Origin of the sequence: Anaerococcus groningensis, from assembly GCF_046365465.1 — a bacterium.
In the GTDB taxonomy this organism is placed as follows: domain Bacteria; phylum Bacillota; class Clostridia; order Tissierellales; family Peptoniphilaceae; genus Anaerococcus; species Anaerococcus groningensis.
The window spans coordinates 122,187-142,589 of sequence record NZ_JBGMEG010000001.1; the positions used below are offsets into that span (position 1 = coordinate 122,187).

Genomic DNA, 20,403 nt, shown 5'->3' on the forward strand with positions numbered 1-20,403 from the left:
TTCACCACTTTTCCTTGTCTCTATGTTTCTTTATTACTATGTAATTTTCATCTTTTAATTTTTTATAAATACGCTCAGTCATATAAACTGACCTATGCTTACCACCAGTACATCCAAAGGCTATGGTTACTGTGTTTTTACCTTGGTTTTTAAATTCTGGTATAAGGTAGCTTATGAGATTATAGACATCACTTTCAAATTGGTCAAGTATTGGAAATTCATCCAAGTATTCTTTAAGTTTTTTATTTGTCCCATTTAAAGGCCTTAGCTCATCTATGTAGAAAGGATTTGGGAGAAATCTCATATCAAATACATAGTCAAAGTCTTCACTAATGCCATTTTTATAGCCAAATGAAAGTATGTTTACAATCATCGAATCTTTCTTATCTAAAGAATTTTCTATAACTTTTTTTAATTCTTTAGCTGTATAATTACTGGTGTCTATAAATCTATCTGAAATTTGCCTGATATCCTTTAATAGTTCCTTTTCTTTTGCTATCCCGTCTGATACATTTCCAAACTCTCCTAAAGGATGTGGTCGGCGAAGTTCATTATATCTTTTTAAAATCATAGAATCACTGCAATAGATGTAAAGTATTTCGGTATCAGGATTTTTATCTTTTAAAGATATAAAGGACTTGTACATATTGCTATCCAAATTATGAGACCTAAAGTCAATAACTACAGCCATTTTTTCTATGGGTTTTTCTTGAGTTTCGTTTAGCTCTATAAACTTTTCAACTAAATATGCCGGGGAGTTGTCCATAGCATAGTAGCCCATATCTTCATAGGCCCTTAGGGCTGTAGTTTTTCCTGATCCACTTAAACCAGTAATTATTTTAAGTTTCATTATAATTCTCCGATTAATTTAACCTCACGCTCTAAAGTAAAGCCTGTTTTTTCGTAAACTATAGCTGCTACTTCTTCTATAAAAGCAAGCATATCACTACATGTTGCATTACCAGCATTTATTATAAATCCACAGTGTTTTTCACTTACTTGGCAGTCTCCAACCCTATAGCCACGTAAGCCACATTCATCTATTAGCTTTGATGCATAGGATCCTTCTGGTCTTTTAAAGGTAGAACCAGCAGATTTTTTATCAAGGGGCTGTTTTGTTTCGCGTCTATTGGTATAATCTTCATATTTTAAAACTGCTTGATCTAAACTATCTGGTAAAAGCTTAAAGGTTGCAGATGAAACTATCAAGTCTTGTTCAAATATTTTTGAGTGTCTATATGAAAAATTCATCTCTTCATTAGTAAAATTATATTCATTTCCTTCAAAGTCAAAAGCCCTTACACTTACACAAACATCTTTTATCTCTCTGCCATAGGCCCCAGCATTCATGGCTACTGCTCCACCAATTGTACCAGGTATACCAGATATTTCTTCCATACCTGTTAGGTGGTTGGCAATTGATGTTACTGCAGCTTTATTTAAAGAAGTTCCTGCAAGGACTGTCATTGATGTTCCATCTAGGGTTATATCATCATAATTTTCAGATAAAACTAAAACACAGCCACGGATACCCTTATCTGTTATAAGCAAGTTTGATCCAAGTCCAATTACTGTTGTTGGAATTTCATTTTCATAATTAAATTTTAATAAGTTTTTCAATTCATCTTCAGTACTTGGTTTTATAAGCACATCAGCAGGACCGCCTATGCCCCAAGTTGTGTAGTCTTTTAAGGGTTCGTCAAAAAGTAATTCGCCAAATCTCTTTCCCTCATAAATAGATTTGTAATTCATATTTCCTCCTAGATTTAATAAATTAAATCAAAGTTTTCTATCTAAATTACTATACCGTAATTTAAAATCTTTGTTTATTTTAAAAAAATTTGTAATTTGAGTAAATTATTGGTAAAATAATAAAGATTAATTGTAAAAGCTAGGAGGTGTTTATATGGCAAAAGTATGCGAAGTTTGTGGTAAAGGCACAAAAGCAGGTAAAACTGTAACTTTCTCACACAAAATCAACAACAGAACTTTTAAACCAAATGTGCATAGAGTAAGAGCTATAGTAGATGGATCTCCAAAATCAATCAATGTATGTACTAAATGTTTAAAATCTGGAAGAGTACAAAAAGCATAATCGAATGCTTTTTTTATTTTGAATTCAAAATAAAACCACTAGGAATTATCCTAGTGGTCTTTTTTTTATCTAGATAGAACCATCTCTATCCCAGAATCTTTGTTTAGTTAAGTTTTCTATAAATTTATCTATCTCTTTACTATCTTTTGTTACCATTACCCCTTCAGCTTTTTGTTTATCATCAGCAAGTATGTCTGTTGGATCTCCTATAATCCATAGTGGTTTATAGTGTTTAAAGGTTTCTTTAACAAACTCGCCTACATTTTTCTTAAAGGCTTGGCTTGGTTTTTCTGGTACTACTACAATAAGAGCATCTTCGAGTACTGGATGTACTGTTTCGTATCTATGAGTTACCATTACACCATCTTTTGTATCTTGTAAGTTTTCTTGGATAATTTCTGGTTTTGCTTTTTTATCTTTAAGGGCTTTTGTAAGGCCTTTAAAGTCAAAGTCATCCTCATCATCAGAGTAAATACCTACTTTTAGTGTGTCTGGCTTAAAGATAGTATCTTCTTGTGAGAATTCTGGCATTCTAACTTTTAAAGCTTCCTTAGTAGGTTTAACACCTGCTGGGTCAAATCCTCTCTCAGCATTTGGTGAATCAGCACCTATATTTTTAGCAATTTCTTTAGCTAATTCTTTATCAACGTTAGCAAACATATCTACTACATTTTGTCTTATCTCTGGCCTTTTAACCTTAGAAAGTTCAAATGAGAACGCATTTTTGATGTGGTCTTGTTCTACTTCACTTAAAGATTTATAGAATGCTGTAGCTTGACTAAAATGATCTTTAAAGCTTTCTGCACGAGCTTGAATTTTTCTAGCATCTATTTTTTCTTGGTAGTGTTCATAGCCACCTTCTTCAGGTGTAGCATAGTATGGTGATTGGTCATCAATAGCTGATTTCATATAAGAAACTGGTCCTTTTGGAATCATATGTTGGTGCCATCCATCTCTTTGGTTATTGTGAACATCTACTATTGGTCTGTTAATTGGAATTTGTGCAAAGTTTGGTCCACCAAGTCTGATTAGTTGCGTATCAGTATATGAGAATAATCTACCTTGAAGTAATGGATCATTTGAAAAATCAATACCTGGCACTACATTACCTGGGTTAAAGGCAACTTGTTCAGTTTCTGCAAAGTAGTTATCTACGTTTTTATTTAAGGTGATCTCACCAATTTTGATTTTTTCGATATCTTCTTCCGGCCATACTTTTGTAGGGTCTAGAATATCAAAGTCAAAATCAAATTCTTTTTCTTCTGGTAGAAGTTGTACACAGAAATCCCAAACTGGATAATCCCCTTCATCAATAGCATCATAAAGATCTTTTCTTTGACTATCTGGGTCATTACCAGAAACTTTTAAAGTCTCATCCCAAACTCTAGAGTGAACTCCTAGATGTGGGTTCCATTGGAATCTTACAAAGGTTCCTTTTCCTTCTGCATTTACAAATCTATAAGTATGAATACCAAATCCATCTATCATTCTAAGAGATCTAGGTATTGCCCTATCACTCATTTGCCACATTGTCATGTGTGCTGACTCTTGGTTACGAGTTACAAAATCCCAAAAAGTATCGTGGGCTGATTGAGCTTGTGGTACTTCTGTATCTGGCTCAGGTTTTACAGCGTGAACAAAGTCAGGGAATTTAATTGCATCTTGAATGATGAAAACAGGCATATTGTTACCAACTAAGTCATAGTTACCTTCATCAGTATAAAATTTTAAGGCAAAACCACGTACATCACGAGGTGTATCAGTTGAACCTCTAAAACCTGCTACTGTCGAAATTCTTGTAAATAAAGCTGTTTCTTTACCTTCTTCTGTAAATAAACCAGCCTTAGTGTATTCACTCATATCTTTTGTACATTTAAATACACCATGAGCCCCTACACCACGTGCGTGAACAATTCTTTCTGGTATTCTTTCGTGGTCAAAGTGCTGCATTTTTTCCCTAAAGTGGAAATCTTCTATAAGAGTTGGTCCTCTTTCTCCAGCTTTTAGAGAAAATTCATCTTCAGCTATTTTAAGTCCTTTATTTGTAGTAAAGGCTTGGTCTTTATTATCAACTTTATGGTTATTTAATTGTTTTTGTTTATCATTATCAGCAACTTCTTTTACCTTATCTAAATCCGGTGGAGTTAGAGGGGCTTTTTTAAAATTCTGTTCTTGATTTTTATCTTCTTTTTTAGCCATTGTTACCTCCTTTTTTATATTAACAATACGTCTTAATATACATACCCATAAATAAAAAAAAGTCACTGATTAAAGTGACTTTTGTTTAAATATTTCATAATATTTATCTATTTGATTTTTAATATCTTTACCAAAAACATCAGACCCTGACACAATGATATCTGCCCCAGCATCTATGACCTTTTCCACATTTGTAGTTTTAATACCACCATCAACTTGGAGTTTTACATCTAGATTATTCTTATCAATATAGTTTCTAAAGAATTTTATTTTATCAATAGAATCTTCCATAAATGTTTGACCACCAAAACCTGGCTCTACACTCATTACTAAAATTAAATCAACCTTATCTAAGTAAGGAATTATTAAAGATATATCAGTAGCAGGTTTAAAGGTAAGCCCTACTTCCATGCCAAAATTTTTAATTTCCTCTATAGTTTCATCTAGGTTTTCACAAGCTTCATAGTGGATAGTCAGTCTATCTACACCAACTTTTTTGAACTCTTGGATATATTTTATAGGTTCTTTAATCATAGCATGAGTATCAAAGAAATAATCATTTTTATCACGAATATCACTTATTACCTTAAAACCGAAGGAAATATTTGGCACAAAAATCCCATCCATTACATCGATGTGGATCATTTTTAAATCCGTATCCTTGGTTTGCTCCAAGTCACCTTGTAAATTTGAAAAGTCACAGCTTAATATTGATGGGGCTAGTTCTACCATTTGTTTTCTCTCCTATCTTTAATTGCATTAAACATCATTAGATAATTTTCATACCTTGATTTTGCTATCTTGCCTGTTGTAACTTTTGCTTTTACTTCACAATCTGGCTCGTTGATGTGATTGCAGTTATTAAACCTACAATTTATATCTGCCATTTCCCTAAAAGTATACTTTAGATTGTTTTCATCTTCTAAAAAGTCAAAGTCGAAACTATCAAAACCTGGTGTATCAAAAACATAGCTATCTTCTCCTAGGGTAAAGATTTCTGTATGGCGGGTAGTGTTTTTACCACGTTTTAGTTTTTCTGAAATTTCACCGATTTCTAAATTATTATCAACTAAATTATTTAAAAAAGTTGATTTGCCAACTCCAGATGCGCCTGATACTGCTGAGGTTTTCCCCTTTAGGATTGAGTTTATTTTTTCCTTTGGAAAATCATTATAGTTATCTAAAGTTATTAGTTCATAGCCAATATTTTCATAGATACTAGTAATATTTTTAATTTTTTCATCTGTAGCCAAGTCTTTTTTAGAAAGGACTATAACTACATCCATTTTTTCATATTCGCACATGGCTAGGTATTTATCTAGGTTATATAAGTTTAAGGGTGGGTCAGTTATAGTTACAAAAACTAACATTTGATCTACATTTGAAATATTTGGCCTTTTTATAAGATTTTTTCTTGCTAAAATCTCTGTTATATAGGCAGTGTCCTCATCTTGGATATCAATTATTACATCATCACCTACAAGAGGCTTGATTCCTTTTTTCCTAAAATTACCACGTGCCTTTGCCATATAAATCTTGGGACCAGTTTCTACATAATACAATTCTTTTTGAGCTTTGGTTATTTTACCCTTCATTTTTTACTTCATAAACTCCTAAAGTTTCATCATCTATTATTACTTCTAGCTGGGTTCCTACTCTAGCTTGGACATTTAAAATTAGCACTCCATTTTCATTTATATCTGCACTAGACATTTGTTGGTTAATTATAGCTTGATTTCTTTGTCCATTTACTACATCAAAGACCATTACATTAAAGTTATCTTTTGCTTCTGGCAATCTCACCCTTAATATGACGTTTTTAATATTATCTGTGGACTGGGTTTGATTATTTTGGTCATTTTGATTACTTTGTTGGTCTTCTTCTGGTCCTAGACTTACAGTGAGATCAATTTTTGATTGGTTTGCTACTTGGGTTCCTCTGGCAATTGATTGATTCATTACAATACCTTGAGCAACGTCTCTAGAATGTTTGTAGTTTACATCTCGCAAGCTTAGCCCATATTGACTTACTATTGCTCTTGCATCTTGTTCTGATTTGCCAACTAGATTTGGTACTTCTATGGTAGTTACCCTTTGATCAGGCCCTGTACTTACTGTAACATCTATTTCTGTCCCAGTTTGTAATTTTGAGTAGGCCCTAGGATTTTGAGTAATAATTAAATCTTTTTCTACACTATCGCTTGCTTGAGGATTTGTTCTACCAAGTCTAAGTCCTATTTCTTTTAGGCTCTCATCTGCTTGGGATAGGGTCATATTTCTTAAATCTGGTACTTCTACCTCACGACCTCCACTTATAACAAGATTTACAACCGATCCTCGGTCTACCTTGGTGTTTTGCTCTGGATCTTGGCCCATTACCTTGCCTATTTCGTATTCATCGCTTTCTTCTGTTCTAGAAATATTTGCTTTTAGTCCTCTTCTTTCTAGCTCATTTACCGCCTGGTCTTGGTCAAGGTTAAGAACCATTGGTACTTCTACTGTGCCAGTATTATTAGTCCTACCCTTTAGGAAATATACTGCTCCTAGTAAAATTATTGCTAAAAGAAATAATGGCCATATTTTCTTGCCAGTTCTTTTACTCTTATCTTTTTTTTCTGTTTCTGGATTAGAAACATAGACTGCTTCTTTTTCTTCTTCCTCTTGTTGATTTATCTTTGCTTGTTCATTGTAAACTTTTTGATAGGACCTCTCTTGGGGTACTACTATGGGTATTCTTGCAGTATCTGTCAGATCCTCTTCTTCTTTTATAAAATTTTCATCATCCAAGGCACCTATAAGTTCACGTGCATTTAAAAATCTGTTGGATGGCTCCTTATCCAAAAGTTTCATGATTATATAATTTAGGTGCTCAGAAAGTTCTGGATTTAAATTTTTAGGGGCCTCTGGCTTATCTTGGATATGCATAACAGCAATTCCCACAGAATTATCCGCATCAAAAGGTACACGCCCTGTAGCCATCTCATACATGACAGCTCCTAGAGAATATAAGTCTGATTTTTCATCTACTATCTTCCCCTTGGCTTGTTCTGGTGAAATATAATGCACCGTTCCTAAAATAGAGCTAGTATAGGTAATAGTTGCATTTGAAGAAACTCTAGCTATACCAAAATCTGTTACTTTTAATAAACCATAATTATCTATTAAAATATTTTGTGGTTTTATATCCCTATGGATAATGCCTGCATTATGAGCAGTTTTTAAGGCTTGGGCTATTTGTGTTGAGTAATCTATAATATCGTGGTTAGAAAGTCTACCTTCTTTTACGATTAAATCCTTTAAAGTTTGCCCATCGACATATTCCATTACTATATAATAAATACGCTCACCTTGATATAAGTCTTCTCCAATATCAAAAACATTTACAATATTTATATGGGAAAGTTTTGCTGCCGACTGTGCTTCGTTATTAAATTTTTTTAGAAATTCATCATCTTCAGCATATTGGTCTTTGAGTATTTTGATAGCAACAAATCTATCTAGGAGTTTATCTTTTGCCTTATAAACTTTGGCCATACCTCCTACACCGATTTGTTCTATAATCTCATACCTATCGTCCAAAATTATTTTTTCCATAACATCCTCTTAAATCTTAACAGTCGTAACTGTTATATTGTCTCTACCGCCTGATAAATTAGCAGCTTCTATTAATTTACTAGAAATATCATAGACATCTTTATTTTCACTGATTATATTTTTTATATCATCTAAAGATATTTCGTTAGTAAGTCCATCTGTAACTATTAAAATAATATCATCATTTTCCATGTCAATTGTCTTACTATCAATCTTTATTTTTTCTCCAATGCCTATAGCACGAGTGATTGCACTTTTATTGATAAAGTTTTCAGCCTCATCTTCTTTTAAGGCACCACTTTCTATTAACTCATTAACTAAGGAATGATCACGAGTTAGTTGGCTAATATCCCCGGCACGATATAAATATAATCTAGAATCACCAATGTGACTTATATGATATTTTTTATTTTTATAGTCTACACAAAGACAAACTGCAGTAGTACCCATTTTTTCTTGCTTTTTACTAGCTAGTTCATATACCTTTGTATTAGCATAAAATAGGGCTTCTTCTTGTAAATCTAGGATTGATTTATAAGTTTCAATATCACAATTTTCAATAAAATCTGTAAATGATTTACTAGCTAGGCTGCTTGCTAGTTCGCCATCGCTATGGCCGCCCATACCATCAGCAACTATAAAAAAATCATAATCTTTGATAGAAACATTGCTATAAGAGTCTTCATTTGTTTCTCTTAGCTTTCCAATGTTTGATATCGAACTAAATTTCATTTCTACCTCGCGTAATTATTTCTTAGCTGGCCGCAGCTAGCATCTATATCTTGGCCCATAGAATATCTAATAGTAGCATTTAGACCATTTCTAGTAAGTTTATCTTTAAAGTCATTTATCACTTTTTTGCTGGTTTTACCATGTTTAAATTCTTCTATAGGATTTAGAGGGATAAGGTTAATGTGGATATTTTTTCCACGCATTAATTTTGTAAGATTTTCTACATCAATATCCCTGTTGTTTACCCCATCTATTACTACATACTCAAAAGATACACGCCTTTTTGTTTTATCTAAGTAATAATCAGTTGCCTTTAAAAGCCCGTTTATATTATATTTACGAGCAACAGGCATATATTCTTTTCTCTGTTCATCTGTTGCATAATGAAGGCTTACAGCAAGATTTACATCTAGGCCTGTATCAGCTAGTTCATAGATTTTTGGTGTAAGACCTGAGGTTGAAAGAGTAATTGACCTATGGGAAAGATTTCTACCATTTTCATCTGTGATAATTTCTATAAATTTTGTTATATTTTTAAAATTATCCAAAGGCTCACCTATACCCATGATTACAATATTATTTATATCCCCATTTAATCTTTCAAGTTCATAGACTTCATCAATTATTTCTGCTGCACTAAGGTGTCTTACTAGGCCGTTTTTGGTTGATGCACAAAATGTACATCCCATCCTGCACCCTACTTGGGATGAAATACAAATAGTTTTACGGTCATCATATTCCATAAATACTGTTTCTATAATATTGCTATCATTTAGCTCGAAAAGATATTTTTTTGTAGAGTCTATCTTCGATGCATAGGTTTCAAGTAAATTTACTTTTTGAATTTCAAAGTCTTCTTCAAGCTTTTCTCTCATATCTTTAGGTAAGTCGGTCATTTCATTAAAATCATTTATTTTATTTACATGAATTTGACGATAGACTTGCTTAGCTCTAAATTTTTGAAAACCAAGATTTGTGAAAATCTCTTCTATATCTTTTATTGTCTTATCATTTATAGTTTGTTTCATATTATATCTTCTTAAATTTGCTTATAAAAAATCCGTCTGTCTTATCTATATAATTTACATACTCTATGTAATCTTTTCCATCGATTGGAATAACGTTTAAATCATCCATAGCAGATAAATAAGAAAAATTATCCTTATTTTCTATATTACCAACCGTACAAGTTGAATAAACTAGAATTCCATCTTTTTTCAAATATTTTATAGCTTGGTTAAGTATATCCTTTTGAAGTTTTGCTAAAGCTTTTATATCTTCCATAGACCTATTATAGCGAATTTCAGGTTTTCTTCCCATTACACCCAGACCTGAGCATGGTGCATCTACTAAAACATAGTCAAAAGTATTTTCATATTCCTTTTTAAAGACACTTGCATCAAAATTTGTCAGCTCAATACTTTCTAAACCCAGCCTATCAGTGTTTTCTTTTATCAATGGTAGTTTCTCTTTTGATATATCATTAGCTATTATATTTGCTTTATTTTTAGTATACTCACCAATATAAGAAGTTTTTGTTCCTGGAGCTGCACATAGGTCTAGGATTTTACTATTTTCTTTTGGATCTAGGATTTCGACTGTTTTCATAGACCCTTCTTGCTGGATAGTAAATAGTCCTTCTTTAAACTCACTTGTATTTACAAGACCAGCTGGATTAAAGATTTTAAGGGCATTTTTAGATAAGTGTCCCTCTTCTATTTCAAAGCCCTTGTCTGCTAATAATTTTAATAGACTCTCCCTATCAGTTTTTAAATTATTTACCCTGATAGATAATATTTGCTCATTATTTATATATCTTAGGAAATTTTTGGTATAGTCCATGCCATAGTTATTATAAATATAGCGGGTTAACTCTTCTGGTAAAGAATATCTAATGGAAAGTGATTTTATATCATCGCTTTCTTTAATTTTTGCAATCTCTTCTTCATCCCTTATAAAGTTTCTTAGAATTGCGTTTACAAAGCCAGTTGACCTCTTGTTTTTCTTTTTTGTTAGGTCTACTAGCTCATTTACAATAGCATAGTCCTTGGTATTTAAAAAGCGAATATTGTAAATACCGATTTCTAAAATAACTAATACAGATGGATGAATTTTTTTAAGCCTAACTGTAGATAATTTTCTTATCATATAATCTATATAAATTTTATTTTCTAAAACCCCATAGATATTTTTTGTTATAAAGGCAAGGTTACTGGCTTCATCTGCAATTTTATTTATTTCATCATTTGACTTGGCTTCTTCATTTATGACCTTATATAGGATACTAAAGGCTAATTCTAAGTCAGTCATCTAACTTAATTCCCTTTTTAAAATCATTACCCATCAAAAATGACTTGGTATCCATGACTTTTTTACCTGGAAATTGCAACTTATTTATCCTTATAGCCCCATCTCCAGTTCCAATTATGATATTATTTTTATTATCTGCTTCATAAATGTAGCCAGGATTTGCCTTATAGTTATTTAAAACTTCTGCTTCTAAAACTTTTACATTATCCCCTTCATAAGAAAAATATGCCTTTGGAAAATCTACTAGGGCTCTTATTTGATTATAAATTTCAAAGCTAGATTTTTCCCAGTATATCTTACCCATTTCTTTTGAAATTTTAGATGTATAAGTAGCCTTATCATCATCTTGTTTGATACGGTTTTTATAAAGTTCATCAAAATTTAATAGGGTATCTCTAATAGCTTTTGATCCTAAGTCTGACATTTTTTCTTCTAAAGAATAATAATCATCTTTTATATCTACATCCACAATGTTTTGCATTAAAATATCACCACTATCCATACCTTTTTCAATAAGCATAGTAGTTGGTGCTGTTTTTTCATCACCATTTAGCAAAGTAAATTGCATTGGTGCTGCTCCCCTATATTTTGGCAGTATTGATGGGTGAAGATTTATAATGCGATCGTTAAATTCTTCTAAGAGTAGCTTGCCTATCAGTTGACCAAAGGCAACTACCACTATAAAATCAATTTCTAAGTCTTTTAATTGCTTTACAAATTCTTCTGTATTTACAGAATCTGGGGTTACCACTTTTATATCATTATCCAAAGCATATTGCTTGATTGGGGTTGGGCTTACTTTATTTCTTGATCTTTTCTTATCTTTTGATGAAACTACAAGTTTTACATCAATATTTTCTTCCTTATAAAGAACATCCAAAGTCTGCACTGCAAACTTTGGATTGCCCATAAAACATATATTAAGCATTTTCGACTTCATATGAAATCTCTTCTATATATTTATCTCTAAATAATACTCCATTTAAGTGGTCTATTTCGTGAGATAAAATTACTGCTGGGAAACCATGAGCATCCCAGATTTTCTCTTTTCCATTTTCATCTAAATATTTTACTTTAACGTGTTCTGGTCTTTTTACAGTTGCGTTAAAATTAGGTATAGAAAGACAACCTTCTACTCCTACTTGTTCTCCATCAGCTTCTATAATTTCTGGGTTTACTAACTTAACTAGCCCAGTTTCATCATCATGTGGATCTACAACTATAACACGTTTTAATATTCCAACTTGAGGAGCTGCTAGGCCTACTCCATTGGCATGGTACATGGTTTCACCCATATCATCTAATAATATTTTTATTCTATCTGTTACTTCTGGAACTTCCCTACATACTTTTCTAAGAATAGGGTCGCCTTCAATTCTTATATTTCTAATAGCCATAAAGTCCTCCTATTTACTCATATTTTACTTTTTGACTAGGATATAATCAATTTTTATCAAAGTCTATAGAATATACCTTACTTATCCCATCATCACCTATGGTTACCCCATGGATTTTTTCTGCAAGTTGCATAGTAGTTTGCCTATGGGTAATCATAATAAATTGTGAATGAAATGATAAGGATTTTAGATATTCTATATATCTTTTTATATTTGTCTCATCTAAGGCTGCATCTATCTCATCTAAAATAGCAAAAGGAGCCGGGTTTGTTTCAAAGATTGCAAATAAAAGTGCAACTGCAGTCAGTGCTTTTTCTCCACCTGATAAAAGTGAAATAGATTTTAAAGATTTAGATGGAGGACGAGCTACGATTTCTACTCCTGCTAGTAACTCATCATCATTATCTAATTTTAACCTCGCATCTCCACCCATAAATAATACTTTAAATATTTCAGAAAACTTGTTATTTATAATATCAAAGTTTTTCTTAAACTCATCCTTCATTTCTGATTCTAAAGTTTTGATTAGCTTTTCTATATTATTTTTAGATTCTTTTAAGTCTTTTACTTGGGAGTCTATAAAGGCAAATTCGTCCTTAGTTTCTTTATAATTATTTAAAGAATCAGCCGTAAAATAACCTATATTATTTATCTTCCTTTGAAGGTTAATAAGGTCAGTTTTACTTACTTTTTCGATTTTTAAATCTCTAAAAGTTTCTTCTAATTCATCCATTTCTTTACTTAAAAATGGTTTTATCTCATCTAAGAGGTTGTCATAATCTTTTACAACACCCTCTAATTTATAGGATAGCTCTACTTTTTTAATATTTATTTTATTTAAGCTTTCTTCTAAGTCTTTGGATTTTTCAATTAACTTAGCATTTTCTTCTTGAGACTTGTTTAAAAAATTATTTTTATCTGATAATTTAGTTTCTAAATCCGCAATTTCTACTGTGAATTCTTTTATTTGATTAGCTAATTTTACATTATTAGCTTCAATATCAGTAATTATTTTTTCTGTCTCACTTTTTAGCTTGCTTTCTATTTTTTTGCTTTCAGATAAGTTTGCTAGTTCTGCCTTAAAACCTGCTATAGCATTTTCTATCATAGTAATATCACGATTCAAAAGCTCGACTTTATTTTCATTTTTATTTAGGTCATTTTCTAAACCTTTTATACTAACTTCATTAGTCCTTAGTTTTTTATTATTATCTTCTAATAAGCTTTCATATTTATTTTTAGTCGCTTTTAATTCACCTAAGTCTAAATCGCTAGCTTCTTTTTCTACTATTTCTAAACTATTACATAAGTCTTTCTTTTGACCTTGTAAGTTTTGTAGTTTATATGATAGGTTTGCTATTTCGTTATTAGTATCATTAATTAACTTTTTCAACCCTTCAAAATCTGTTTGATATTTTTTCTCTTTATTAGCCAGTGCATTTTTAGATGATATTATCTCGTCTAATTTTTCCTTTGCCTTGTTATTTTCACTCTTTAAGAAATTTATTTTTTCCTTAGTTTGATCAATTTTTTTATTACGATTAAGTAAGTTAGTATTGGTCTTTTTATTTTTATTTGATCCCGCAACCATAGATCCCCAGCTATTTATCACATCTAGGTCTAGGGTTATGATGCGATAGCCCTTTATTTTTTTTGATAGATTTGTTGCATCATCTATATTTTTTACAACTACAGTTGAGCCTAAAAAGTGATTTATAATACCTGCATATTTAGGATCAAAATCTAAAAGTTCATTGGCCATAGCAATTACTTCTGGCTCATTTGGTTTTGATTTTTCGTAGGATTTTATGGAATCTACTGGTAAAAATGTTATGCGACCAATGTTGTTTTTATTTACAAAATTAATAAGTTCTTTACTATCATCCTTGGTACGAGTCACAATATTTTGCACAGCTTGTCCCATCAAATTATCAATAATTTCTTCATAACCATTTTTTACATTTATAAGGTTTGCTAGGGTATCTTCGTACAAGTGGTCTAGCTTATTTGCCTTTGTTTTATTTAAAAAATTTTGTACCGAATAAAAATATCCTTCGTTAGATTCTACCAAATTTTTGTTAAACTTATATTCATTTATAGCTGTTTTTAAATCAATATTGATATTATTTAATTTTTTTTGATAGCTTGATATTTCCTTATCAGCCTTGGATAAATCAGCTTGGATATTTTCTAAAGACTTACTTAGCTTATCACTAGCTTCTAAGTCTTTGATTTTTTTTGCTGAGAGTTGGTCAATATTTTTATTAACATTTTCTATTTCTAAGTCTAAATTTTTAATTTTTTCTTGATTTTCACTTAGTTCTTTAGATCTTCTTTCTTTTAAAAGCTCATTTGTCTTAGCATTTATTTCTAAATCGTAAATTTGCCCAGCTATTTTTTCACTTTCTTTTTTTATAGTTCTTATATCTAAGCCTAGCTTAGTATTTTTTTCTTTTAAAGACTTTATCTCCAAGTTTAAGTTTTCTATATTTTCCTTAGACTCATTTAAATCAATTTTTTTATTTTTAAAATTTTCCTCATCAGCAGCTAATTTTTCATTGAATGTTTCATATTTTTTTTCATTTAAGGTAAGATTTTCTGTAATTCTTGCTAGGTCTTTTTTATTATAAGTTAACTCTTTTTCGTTTAGTTCGATCTTATTTCTATTAGTTTCAATTAGCTTTTTATTTTTGGATAATTTACTTTCTATATTTTCCTTTTCACTTGATAAGGATTTGAAGTGTTCGTTAAAGGGATTAAGGTCTGCTTTTATATTTTCTAGGCTCTTAGTTTTTTTATTTATATCATCAGAAAGATTTTTAATTTCTGTGATTAACTGCTCTTTTGAATTAAGCAAGTTTGTAGATTTTTCCCTAACATAGCCGTAGGCTTTTTTATCCAATTCTGTACTTAACCCCTGCCATTTTTCGTAATTTTTTGCCTCATTAGCAAGTTTTTCTAAATCTTTGGCCTTATATTCCCACTCACGTTCTATAATTTCAAGGTCATCAGTAACTTTTGTAAGTTTTTTACTAGCTTCATCTCTTCTGTACTTATGTTTTGAAATTCCACTAGCTTCTTCAAATAAGGCCCTTCTTTGTAGGTTTGATGAGCTAATTATTTCATCAATACGACCTTGACCTATTAAAGAGTAGCCTTCTTTACCAATACCAGTATCTAAAAATAGTTCTCTAACATCTTTTAGTCTTACTTTTTTACCGTTAATCTTGTATTCATTTTCTCCATCACGGTAAATTCTCCTAGAAATGACTACTTTTTCATAATCTAGGGCTAGGGCATGATCTTCGTTTGAGAAATATAAATTTACCTCTGCAAGATTCATCGAATTTTTACCGCCTGCACCTTGAAAGATTACATCATTCATTTTTGATCCACGAAGGGATTTTACGGATTGCTCACCTAAAACCCACCTAATGGCATCAGAAATATTTGACTTTCCAGAACCATTTGGGCCTACTATGGCTGTAATTTGTTTTTCAAAAGGGATTATTGTTTTGTTTGCAAAGGACTTGAAGCCCTTAAGTTCTATACTTTCGAGTCTAATAGTAAATCACCGCCGTAGTTTTCTCTTACATAATCTTCTATAAATTTATCTATATTAAAATCTATTTTTATACCTTCATATAAAATATAATTACTATCACTTGCTTTAAAGTTTAATTTTATCCTATATCTATCATAAAAATATTTTTTATTAGCCTTATTATTTCCAGCTATTAAAGAAATATTTCTGTTATTTGTATAGATAGTAAATTCATTAGATATATTATTTTTATTTATAATTTCTTCTAGGTATTTTTTATAAATTTCTGCTTCAACCAGCTGCCTAAAGGCTGGGTGGAAGGGGCCTGCTACCACATCCGCCCCTTCATTTATATTTTCTGTTGGTTGGAGACCTATTCTTATAATATTAACTCCCGCATATTTATAAAGCATAGCAGCTTCAGCAGAAACTTTAATCGCCTCATCTATGGTTAGTGGATGATAAATCCCAGCATCATAGAGCATTTCTAGTTTTGTATCTTTTATCACAAGAGTTGGATAAATTCTCACTAGATCTGGTCCAATGTTTATAGATTTTAAAACTGTATCTATAGTTTTTTCGTAGGTATCATTAAAAAGCCCAGGCATTATTTGATGACCTAGGGTAAAACCATAATCTTTTATAAGCTTTGAGGCTTCATAACTTGCCTTTACACTATGGCCACGCTCGTTGGCATCTAAAACTTTTTGGTCTAGAGACTGAATACCTAATTCTATGATATCAACCTTATATTCTTTTAATGTATCAAGAATGAAATTATTTATATAATCAGGTCTGGTTGAAAGTCTGATTCTATCAATAATTCCCTTCTCTTTATATGATTTTGCAATTTCTAGATAACCTACCATTACATCATAATCAAGACCTGTAAATGATCCTCCAAAAAATGCAATTTCTTTTATATTATCATTTTGAGGAAAATAAGAAAGATTTTTCTCTATCTCACCTATTACCTTGCTAGGGTCCATTTTGTCCTTATAGTTAGTAATTTTTATCTGATTACAAAAAGCACAATCATGGGGACAACCTAAAAATGGGATAAATATTGGTATAATATATTCTTTTTTAGTCATTTTTTATTCTTTCATAGGCATTTTTTGCTGCATCTTGTTCTGCTTTTTTCTTATTTTTGCCAATACCAGTCGCAAGAACTTTATTACCAGCTTTTACTTGCATAGTAAATATTTTATCGTGCTCTGGCCCTTCTTGGGCTATCAAAGTGTATTTTAATATTTTTTTATCATGAGCATTGTGGTATTCTTGTAGCTTGGTTTTATAATCGTTAAAGATAGTATCATCATCTATAATTTCTTTGGCATCTTCGGTATAATTTTCTACTAAAAAATTATATAAATAGTTAAAACCCGCATCAAGATAAATTGCTGCACATACTGCTTCAAAAGTGTCTGCTTTTACATGTTTTTTAAGCTGACCACCGTGTTGTTTTTCTCCCCTACCAAAATTTAAATAGCTAGTTAAATTATATTTTTCGCTAGCCTTTGCAAAGGAATCTGTACACACTAAACGAGACCTAGTTTTTGTAAGCCAGCCTTCTGGTTTGTTGTTGTAATTTTTAAATAAAACCTCACTTACAACTAAATCTAGGACACTATCTCCTAAAAATTCTAAACGTTCATTTGATTTTGCCTTAGTTTTTGCTTCATTTGTGTAGGAAGAATGAGTAAAGGCTACATCTATCAATGATTTGTCATTGAATGTGTAGCCAATCTTATCTTCAAATTCTTTAATTTGTTCTAAACGTACTTGTGATATCATCAAAGTTTGCTCTCTATAAGACTTGCTATATCATCTAAGCTTTCGATTTCATCTAGCTCATCTTCTTCAAATTCTATGTCGTACTTTTCTTCTATAAGCATGATAAAATCAAGCATATCAATAGAATCTATATCAAGGTGTGATAATTTTGTATTTATATCTAAATCACTTGTATTTATGTCAAGATTTTCACTTGCTAGTTTAGTTAACTCATCAATTATCATGTAATTCTCCTTCAATTTTTTCTATTACATTCATATCTATATAGTTTAATAGGCCTAGGATAGCATTTGAAAATGCAGTTTCGTTGGTATTACCATGGGCCTTATATACATAAGATTTTACCCCAAGTAAGGGTGCTCCTCCAACTTCATCTGGGCTAAATTTACCCGCTAATGATTTGATATCATTTTTTAACATAGCACCTGCAAGTTTATTTTTAGTAGAACTATAGATGAGATTTTTTAGCTCTGATCCTAGGGTCTTTAAAACACCTTCAGTTGTTTTTATTGCAATGTTTCCATCAAAACCATCTGCAACTATTACATTAACTTTTCCTGTAAATAAGTCCCTAGCTTCTAAATTTCCTGTAAAATTCATATCAGACTCTTTTAAAAGCTTGTAGGTTTCTTTAGTTAAAGCATTCCCCTTATGTTCTTCTACCCCTACATTTAATAGACCTATTTTGGGATTTGAAATATGCATAGCATTTTCTAAAAATACCTTACCCATTAAGGCAAATTCGTATAAAAATTCTGGCTTACAGTCCATATTTGCACCTGTATCCATTAATAAAGTTATATTATCATTTATTGATGGAATGCTTGCAGCAAGGCAGGCTCTTTTTATGCCAGGGATTCTACCTGCGATAAATAACCCACCAGCTAGTAAGGCTCCTGTAGATCCTGCTGATATTAGGCCATCATAGCCTTCTTCCTTTAATTTATTATAGGCTAAAACTATAGAGGCTTCTTTTTTCTTTCTTATAGCTCTAACAGGGTCTTCGTTATTTGAAATAAATTCATTTGTAGGAATTATTTCATAATTTTTTATCCTATCACGTACTAAGAGTTTAATCTCCCTATCATTTCCAACAAAAACCGGTGTAAAATCTCTTTTTTCTAAGGCTTTTATAGTACCTTCTATAATAGGATTGGCTCCAGCATCTGCTCCAAAAGTGTCAATTAATATTCTCATATTTTTCCTCATTTTTTGTATAAAAAAAGATAGTGCATTAACACTATCTTATTCTACATCAATTCTTGCTTCGCCTTTATATTCTCCACAGTTTGGGCAAACTCTGTGTGGAAGTTTTGGCTCGTGGCAATTTGGACACTCAACATAGTTTGATCTGTTCAAAGTATAAGCTGAGGCTCTTCTTTTATTTTTTCTAGTTTTAGATGTTCTTCTTTTTGGTACTGCCATCATTACACCTCCTCTTATCAGATTTAGCAATCTTTTATATTATATATTGACTTATCCTCTATGTCAAGGTAATTATTTTACTAATTCTTGTGTATCCCTTGCAATCATAAGCTCTTCGTTTGTAGCGATTACCATAACTTTTACTTTTGAGTCATCTGTTGAGATTATGTGTTCTCCACCGCGTACTTCGTTAGCTTCTTTATCAATTTTGATACCGAATTGTTCAAATCCTTTAAGGATGTCTTCTCTCATATCAATTGAGTTTTCACCAATACCACCTGTAAATACGATAGCATCTGTATTTTCTATTTCAGCCATATATCCTGCAATGTATCTTTTAGCTCTTGTTGTAAACATATCAAGGGCAACTTGTGCTCTTTCATTGCCATCTTTAGCTGCATCTTCTAGGTCTCTAAAGTCTGAGCTTACGCCTGATACTCCAAGTACACCAGATTCTTTATTTAAAATGTTATTCATATCTTCTGGAGCAACTCCATCTTTTTCTTCAATGTATGTTACTACAGCTGGGTCTAAGTCACCAGATCTTGTTCCCATTACAAGACCTTCTAATGGAGTAAGTCCCATAGTTGTATCAAATGATTTACCTTCTTTAACAGCTGTAATTGATGAACCATTTCCTAAGTGAGCTGAGATGATGTTTGTATCTTCTACTGATTTTCCTAATAAATCAGCTGCTCTACCTGTGATGTATTTGTGGCTTGTTCCGTGGAAACCATATTTTCTAATAGCATCTTCTTCATAGTATTTGTAATCAATACCGTAAAGATATGTTTTTGCTGGCATTGTTTGGTGGAAAGCTGTATCAAATACTGCTACATTTGGTACACCTGGTAGTAATTCTTCACAAGCTTTAAGTCCCATTAAGTTAGCTGGGTTATGAAGTGGTGCAAATTTAGCAGCTTCATTGATTGCATCTTTTACTTCATCTGTTATTAGAGCAGATTTAGTCATTTTTTCTCCACCGTGAACGAATCTGTGTCCTACAGCATTGATTTCTTCAAGACTATCGATTACTCCGTTTTCTTTGTCTAAAAGTGCATCAAATACATGTGATACTGCTTGTGTATGGTTTTCCATAGCTTCATCGATTACAAATTCATCTCCGTTGTTTTTTTGAACTAAACGGCTCCCTTCAATACCAATTCTTTCTACAAGACCTTTTACCATTACTTCTTCATTTTCCATGTTGAATAATTGGTATTTAAGTGATGAACTTCCGCAATTAATTACTAATATTTTCATTTTTTCTCCTTATAATTTAATACATACATTATTATACCTATACCCTA

At 31.5% G+C, this 20,403-nt stretch carries 19 protein-coding genes; 1 reads left to right on the forward strand and 18 read right to left on the reverse strand.

Features of this window, described 5'->3' with window-relative positions; genetic code table 11:
- Window position 1: 1 nt before the first annotated feature.
- Together rapZ and murB are read right to left on the reverse strand one after the other, a co-directional pair.
- On the reverse strand, window positions 2-850 hold the full coding sequence (rapZ, locus tag AB9Q04_RS00570) for an RNase adapter RapZ (RefSeq protein WP_410023455.1): 849 nt from the start codon (window positions 848-850) through the stop codon (window positions 2-4).
- A complete protein-coding gene (murB, locus tag AB9Q04_RS00575; protein WP_410023456.1) occupies window positions 850-1,752 on the reverse strand; it encodes a UDP-N-acetylmuramate dehydrogenase in 903 nt (300 codons plus the stop codon). Before murB ends, rapZ begins: the two co-directional genes overlap by 1 nt.
- A gap of 154 nt (window positions 1,753-1,906) precedes the next feature.
- On the opposite strand from murB, the gene rpmB reads away from it, so the two are divergent.
- Window positions 1,907-2,095, forward strand: a complete 189-nt coding sequence (rpmB, locus tag AB9Q04_RS00580) for a 50S ribosomal protein L28 (protein WP_394011777.1) — start codon at window positions 1,907-1,909, stop codon at window positions 2,093-2,095.
- Between the two features lie 69 nt (window positions 2,096-2,164).
- Here rpmB and AB9Q04_RS00585 read toward each other — a convergent pair whose 3' ends face one another.
- The 16 genes from AB9Q04_RS00585 to AB9Q04_RS00660 form a co-directional block, all read right to left on the reverse strand.
- On the reverse strand, window positions 2,165-4,294 hold the full coding sequence (locus AB9Q04_RS00585; protein ID WP_410023457.1) for a catalase: 2,130 nt from the start codon (window positions 4,292-4,294) through the stop codon (window positions 2,165-2,167).
- A 69-nt stretch (window positions 4,295-4,363) separates the two neighbouring features.
- On the reverse strand, window positions 4,364-5,026 hold the full coding sequence (rpe, locus tag AB9Q04_RS00590; RefSeq protein ID WP_410023458.1) for a ribulose-phosphate 3-epimerase: 663 nt from the start codon (window positions 5,024-5,026) through the stop codon (window positions 4,364-4,366).
- Window positions 5,020-5,889, reverse strand: coding sequence for a ribosome small subunit-dependent GTPase A (gene rsgA, locus AB9Q04_RS00595; RefSeq protein WP_410023459.1), 870 nt, complete (start codon window positions 5,887-5,889; stop codon window positions 5,020-5,022). The genes rpe and rsgA overlap by 7 nt, the downstream gene beginning before the upstream one ends.
- Window positions 5,879-7,888, reverse strand: a complete 2,010-nt coding sequence (gene pknB, locus AB9Q04_RS00600; protein ID WP_410023460.1) for a Stk1 family PASTA domain-containing Ser/Thr kinase — start codon at window positions 7,886-7,888, stop codon at window positions 5,879-5,881. The genes rsgA and pknB overlap by 11 nt, the downstream gene beginning before the upstream one ends.
- A gap of 9 nt (window positions 7,889-7,897) precedes the next feature.
- Window positions 7,898-8,620, reverse strand: coding sequence for a Stp1/IreP family PP2C-type Ser/Thr phosphatase (locus AB9Q04_RS00605; RefSeq protein ID WP_410023461.1), 723 nt, complete (start codon window positions 8,618-8,620; stop codon window positions 7,898-7,900).
- A 2-nt stretch (window positions 8,621-8,622) separates the two neighbouring features.
- Window positions 8,623-9,648, reverse strand: coding sequence for a dual-specificity RNA methyltransferase RlmN (gene rlmN / locus AB9Q04_RS00610; protein ID WP_410023462.1), 1,026 nt, complete (start codon window positions 9,646-9,648; stop codon window positions 8,623-8,625).
- Window position 9,649: 1 nt separating this feature from the next.
- On the reverse strand, window positions 9,650-10,930 hold the full coding sequence (gene rsmB / locus AB9Q04_RS00615) for a 16S rRNA (cytosine(967)-C(5))-methyltransferase RsmB (RefSeq protein ID WP_410023463.1): 1,281 nt from the start codon (window positions 10,928-10,930) through the stop codon (window positions 9,650-9,652).
- Window positions 10,923-11,858: a methionyl-tRNA formyltransferase gene (fmt, locus tag AB9Q04_RS00620; RefSeq protein ID WP_410023564.1), complete on the reverse strand. Its 936-nt coding sequence runs from the start codon at window positions 11,856-11,858 to the stop codon at window positions 10,923-10,925. Before fmt ends, rsmB begins: the two co-directional genes overlap by 8 nt.
- The gene (def, locus tag AB9Q04_RS00625; RefSeq protein ID WP_410023464.1) at window positions 11,851-12,327 is read right to left on the reverse strand and encodes a peptide deformylase; all 477 of its coding nucleotides are present in this window, start codon (window positions 12,325-12,327) and stop codon (window positions 11,851-11,853) included. The genes fmt and def overlap by 8 nt, the downstream gene beginning before the upstream one ends.
- A gap of 46 nt (window positions 12,328-12,373) precedes the next feature.
- On the reverse strand, window positions 12,374-15,892 hold the full coding sequence (gene smc / locus AB9Q04_RS00630) for a chromosome segregation protein SMC (RefSeq protein WP_410023565.1): 3,519 nt from the start codon (window positions 15,890-15,892) through the stop codon (window positions 12,374-12,376).
- Complete coding sequence (locus tag AB9Q04_RS00635) at window positions 15,874-16,965, reverse strand: elongator complex protein 3 (RefSeq protein ID WP_394020244.1); 1,092 nt, start codon at window positions 16,963-16,965, stop codon at window positions 15,874-15,876. Before AB9Q04_RS00635 ends, smc begins: the two co-directional genes overlap by 19 nt.
- A complete protein-coding gene (rnc, locus tag AB9Q04_RS00640; RefSeq protein WP_394011788.1) occupies window positions 16,958-17,671 on the reverse strand; it encodes a ribonuclease III in 714 nt (237 codons plus the stop codon). Before rnc ends, AB9Q04_RS00635 begins: the two co-directional genes overlap by 8 nt.
- On the reverse strand, window positions 17,668-17,892 hold the full coding sequence (locus tag AB9Q04_RS00645) for an acyl carrier protein (protein WP_410023465.1): 225 nt from the start codon (window positions 17,890-17,892) through the stop codon (window positions 17,668-17,670). The genes rnc and AB9Q04_RS00645 overlap by 4 nt, the downstream gene beginning before the upstream one ends.
- Window positions 17,882-18,865: a phosphate acyltransferase PlsX gene (plsX, locus tag AB9Q04_RS00650; RefSeq protein ID WP_410023466.1), complete on the reverse strand. Its 984-nt coding sequence runs from the start codon at window positions 18,863-18,865 to the stop codon at window positions 17,882-17,884. Before plsX ends, AB9Q04_RS00645 begins: the two co-directional genes overlap by 11 nt.
- Before the next feature lie 48 nt (window positions 18,866-18,913).
- Window positions 18,914-19,093 carry a 50S ribosomal protein L32 gene (rpmF, locus tag AB9Q04_RS00655; RefSeq protein ID WP_394012234.1) on the reverse strand — a complete coding sequence of 60 codons (180 nt, stop codon included), beginning with the start codon at window positions 19,091-19,093 and terminating at the stop codon, window positions 18,914-18,916.
- A gap of 72 nt (window positions 19,094-19,165) precedes the next feature.
- Entirely contained in the window at window positions 19,166-20,356 is a 1,191-nt protein-coding gene (locus AB9Q04_RS00660; RefSeq protein WP_410023467.1) for an acetate/propionate family kinase, read from the reverse strand.
- Between the last annotated feature and the right edge of the window lie 47 nt (window positions 20,357-20,403).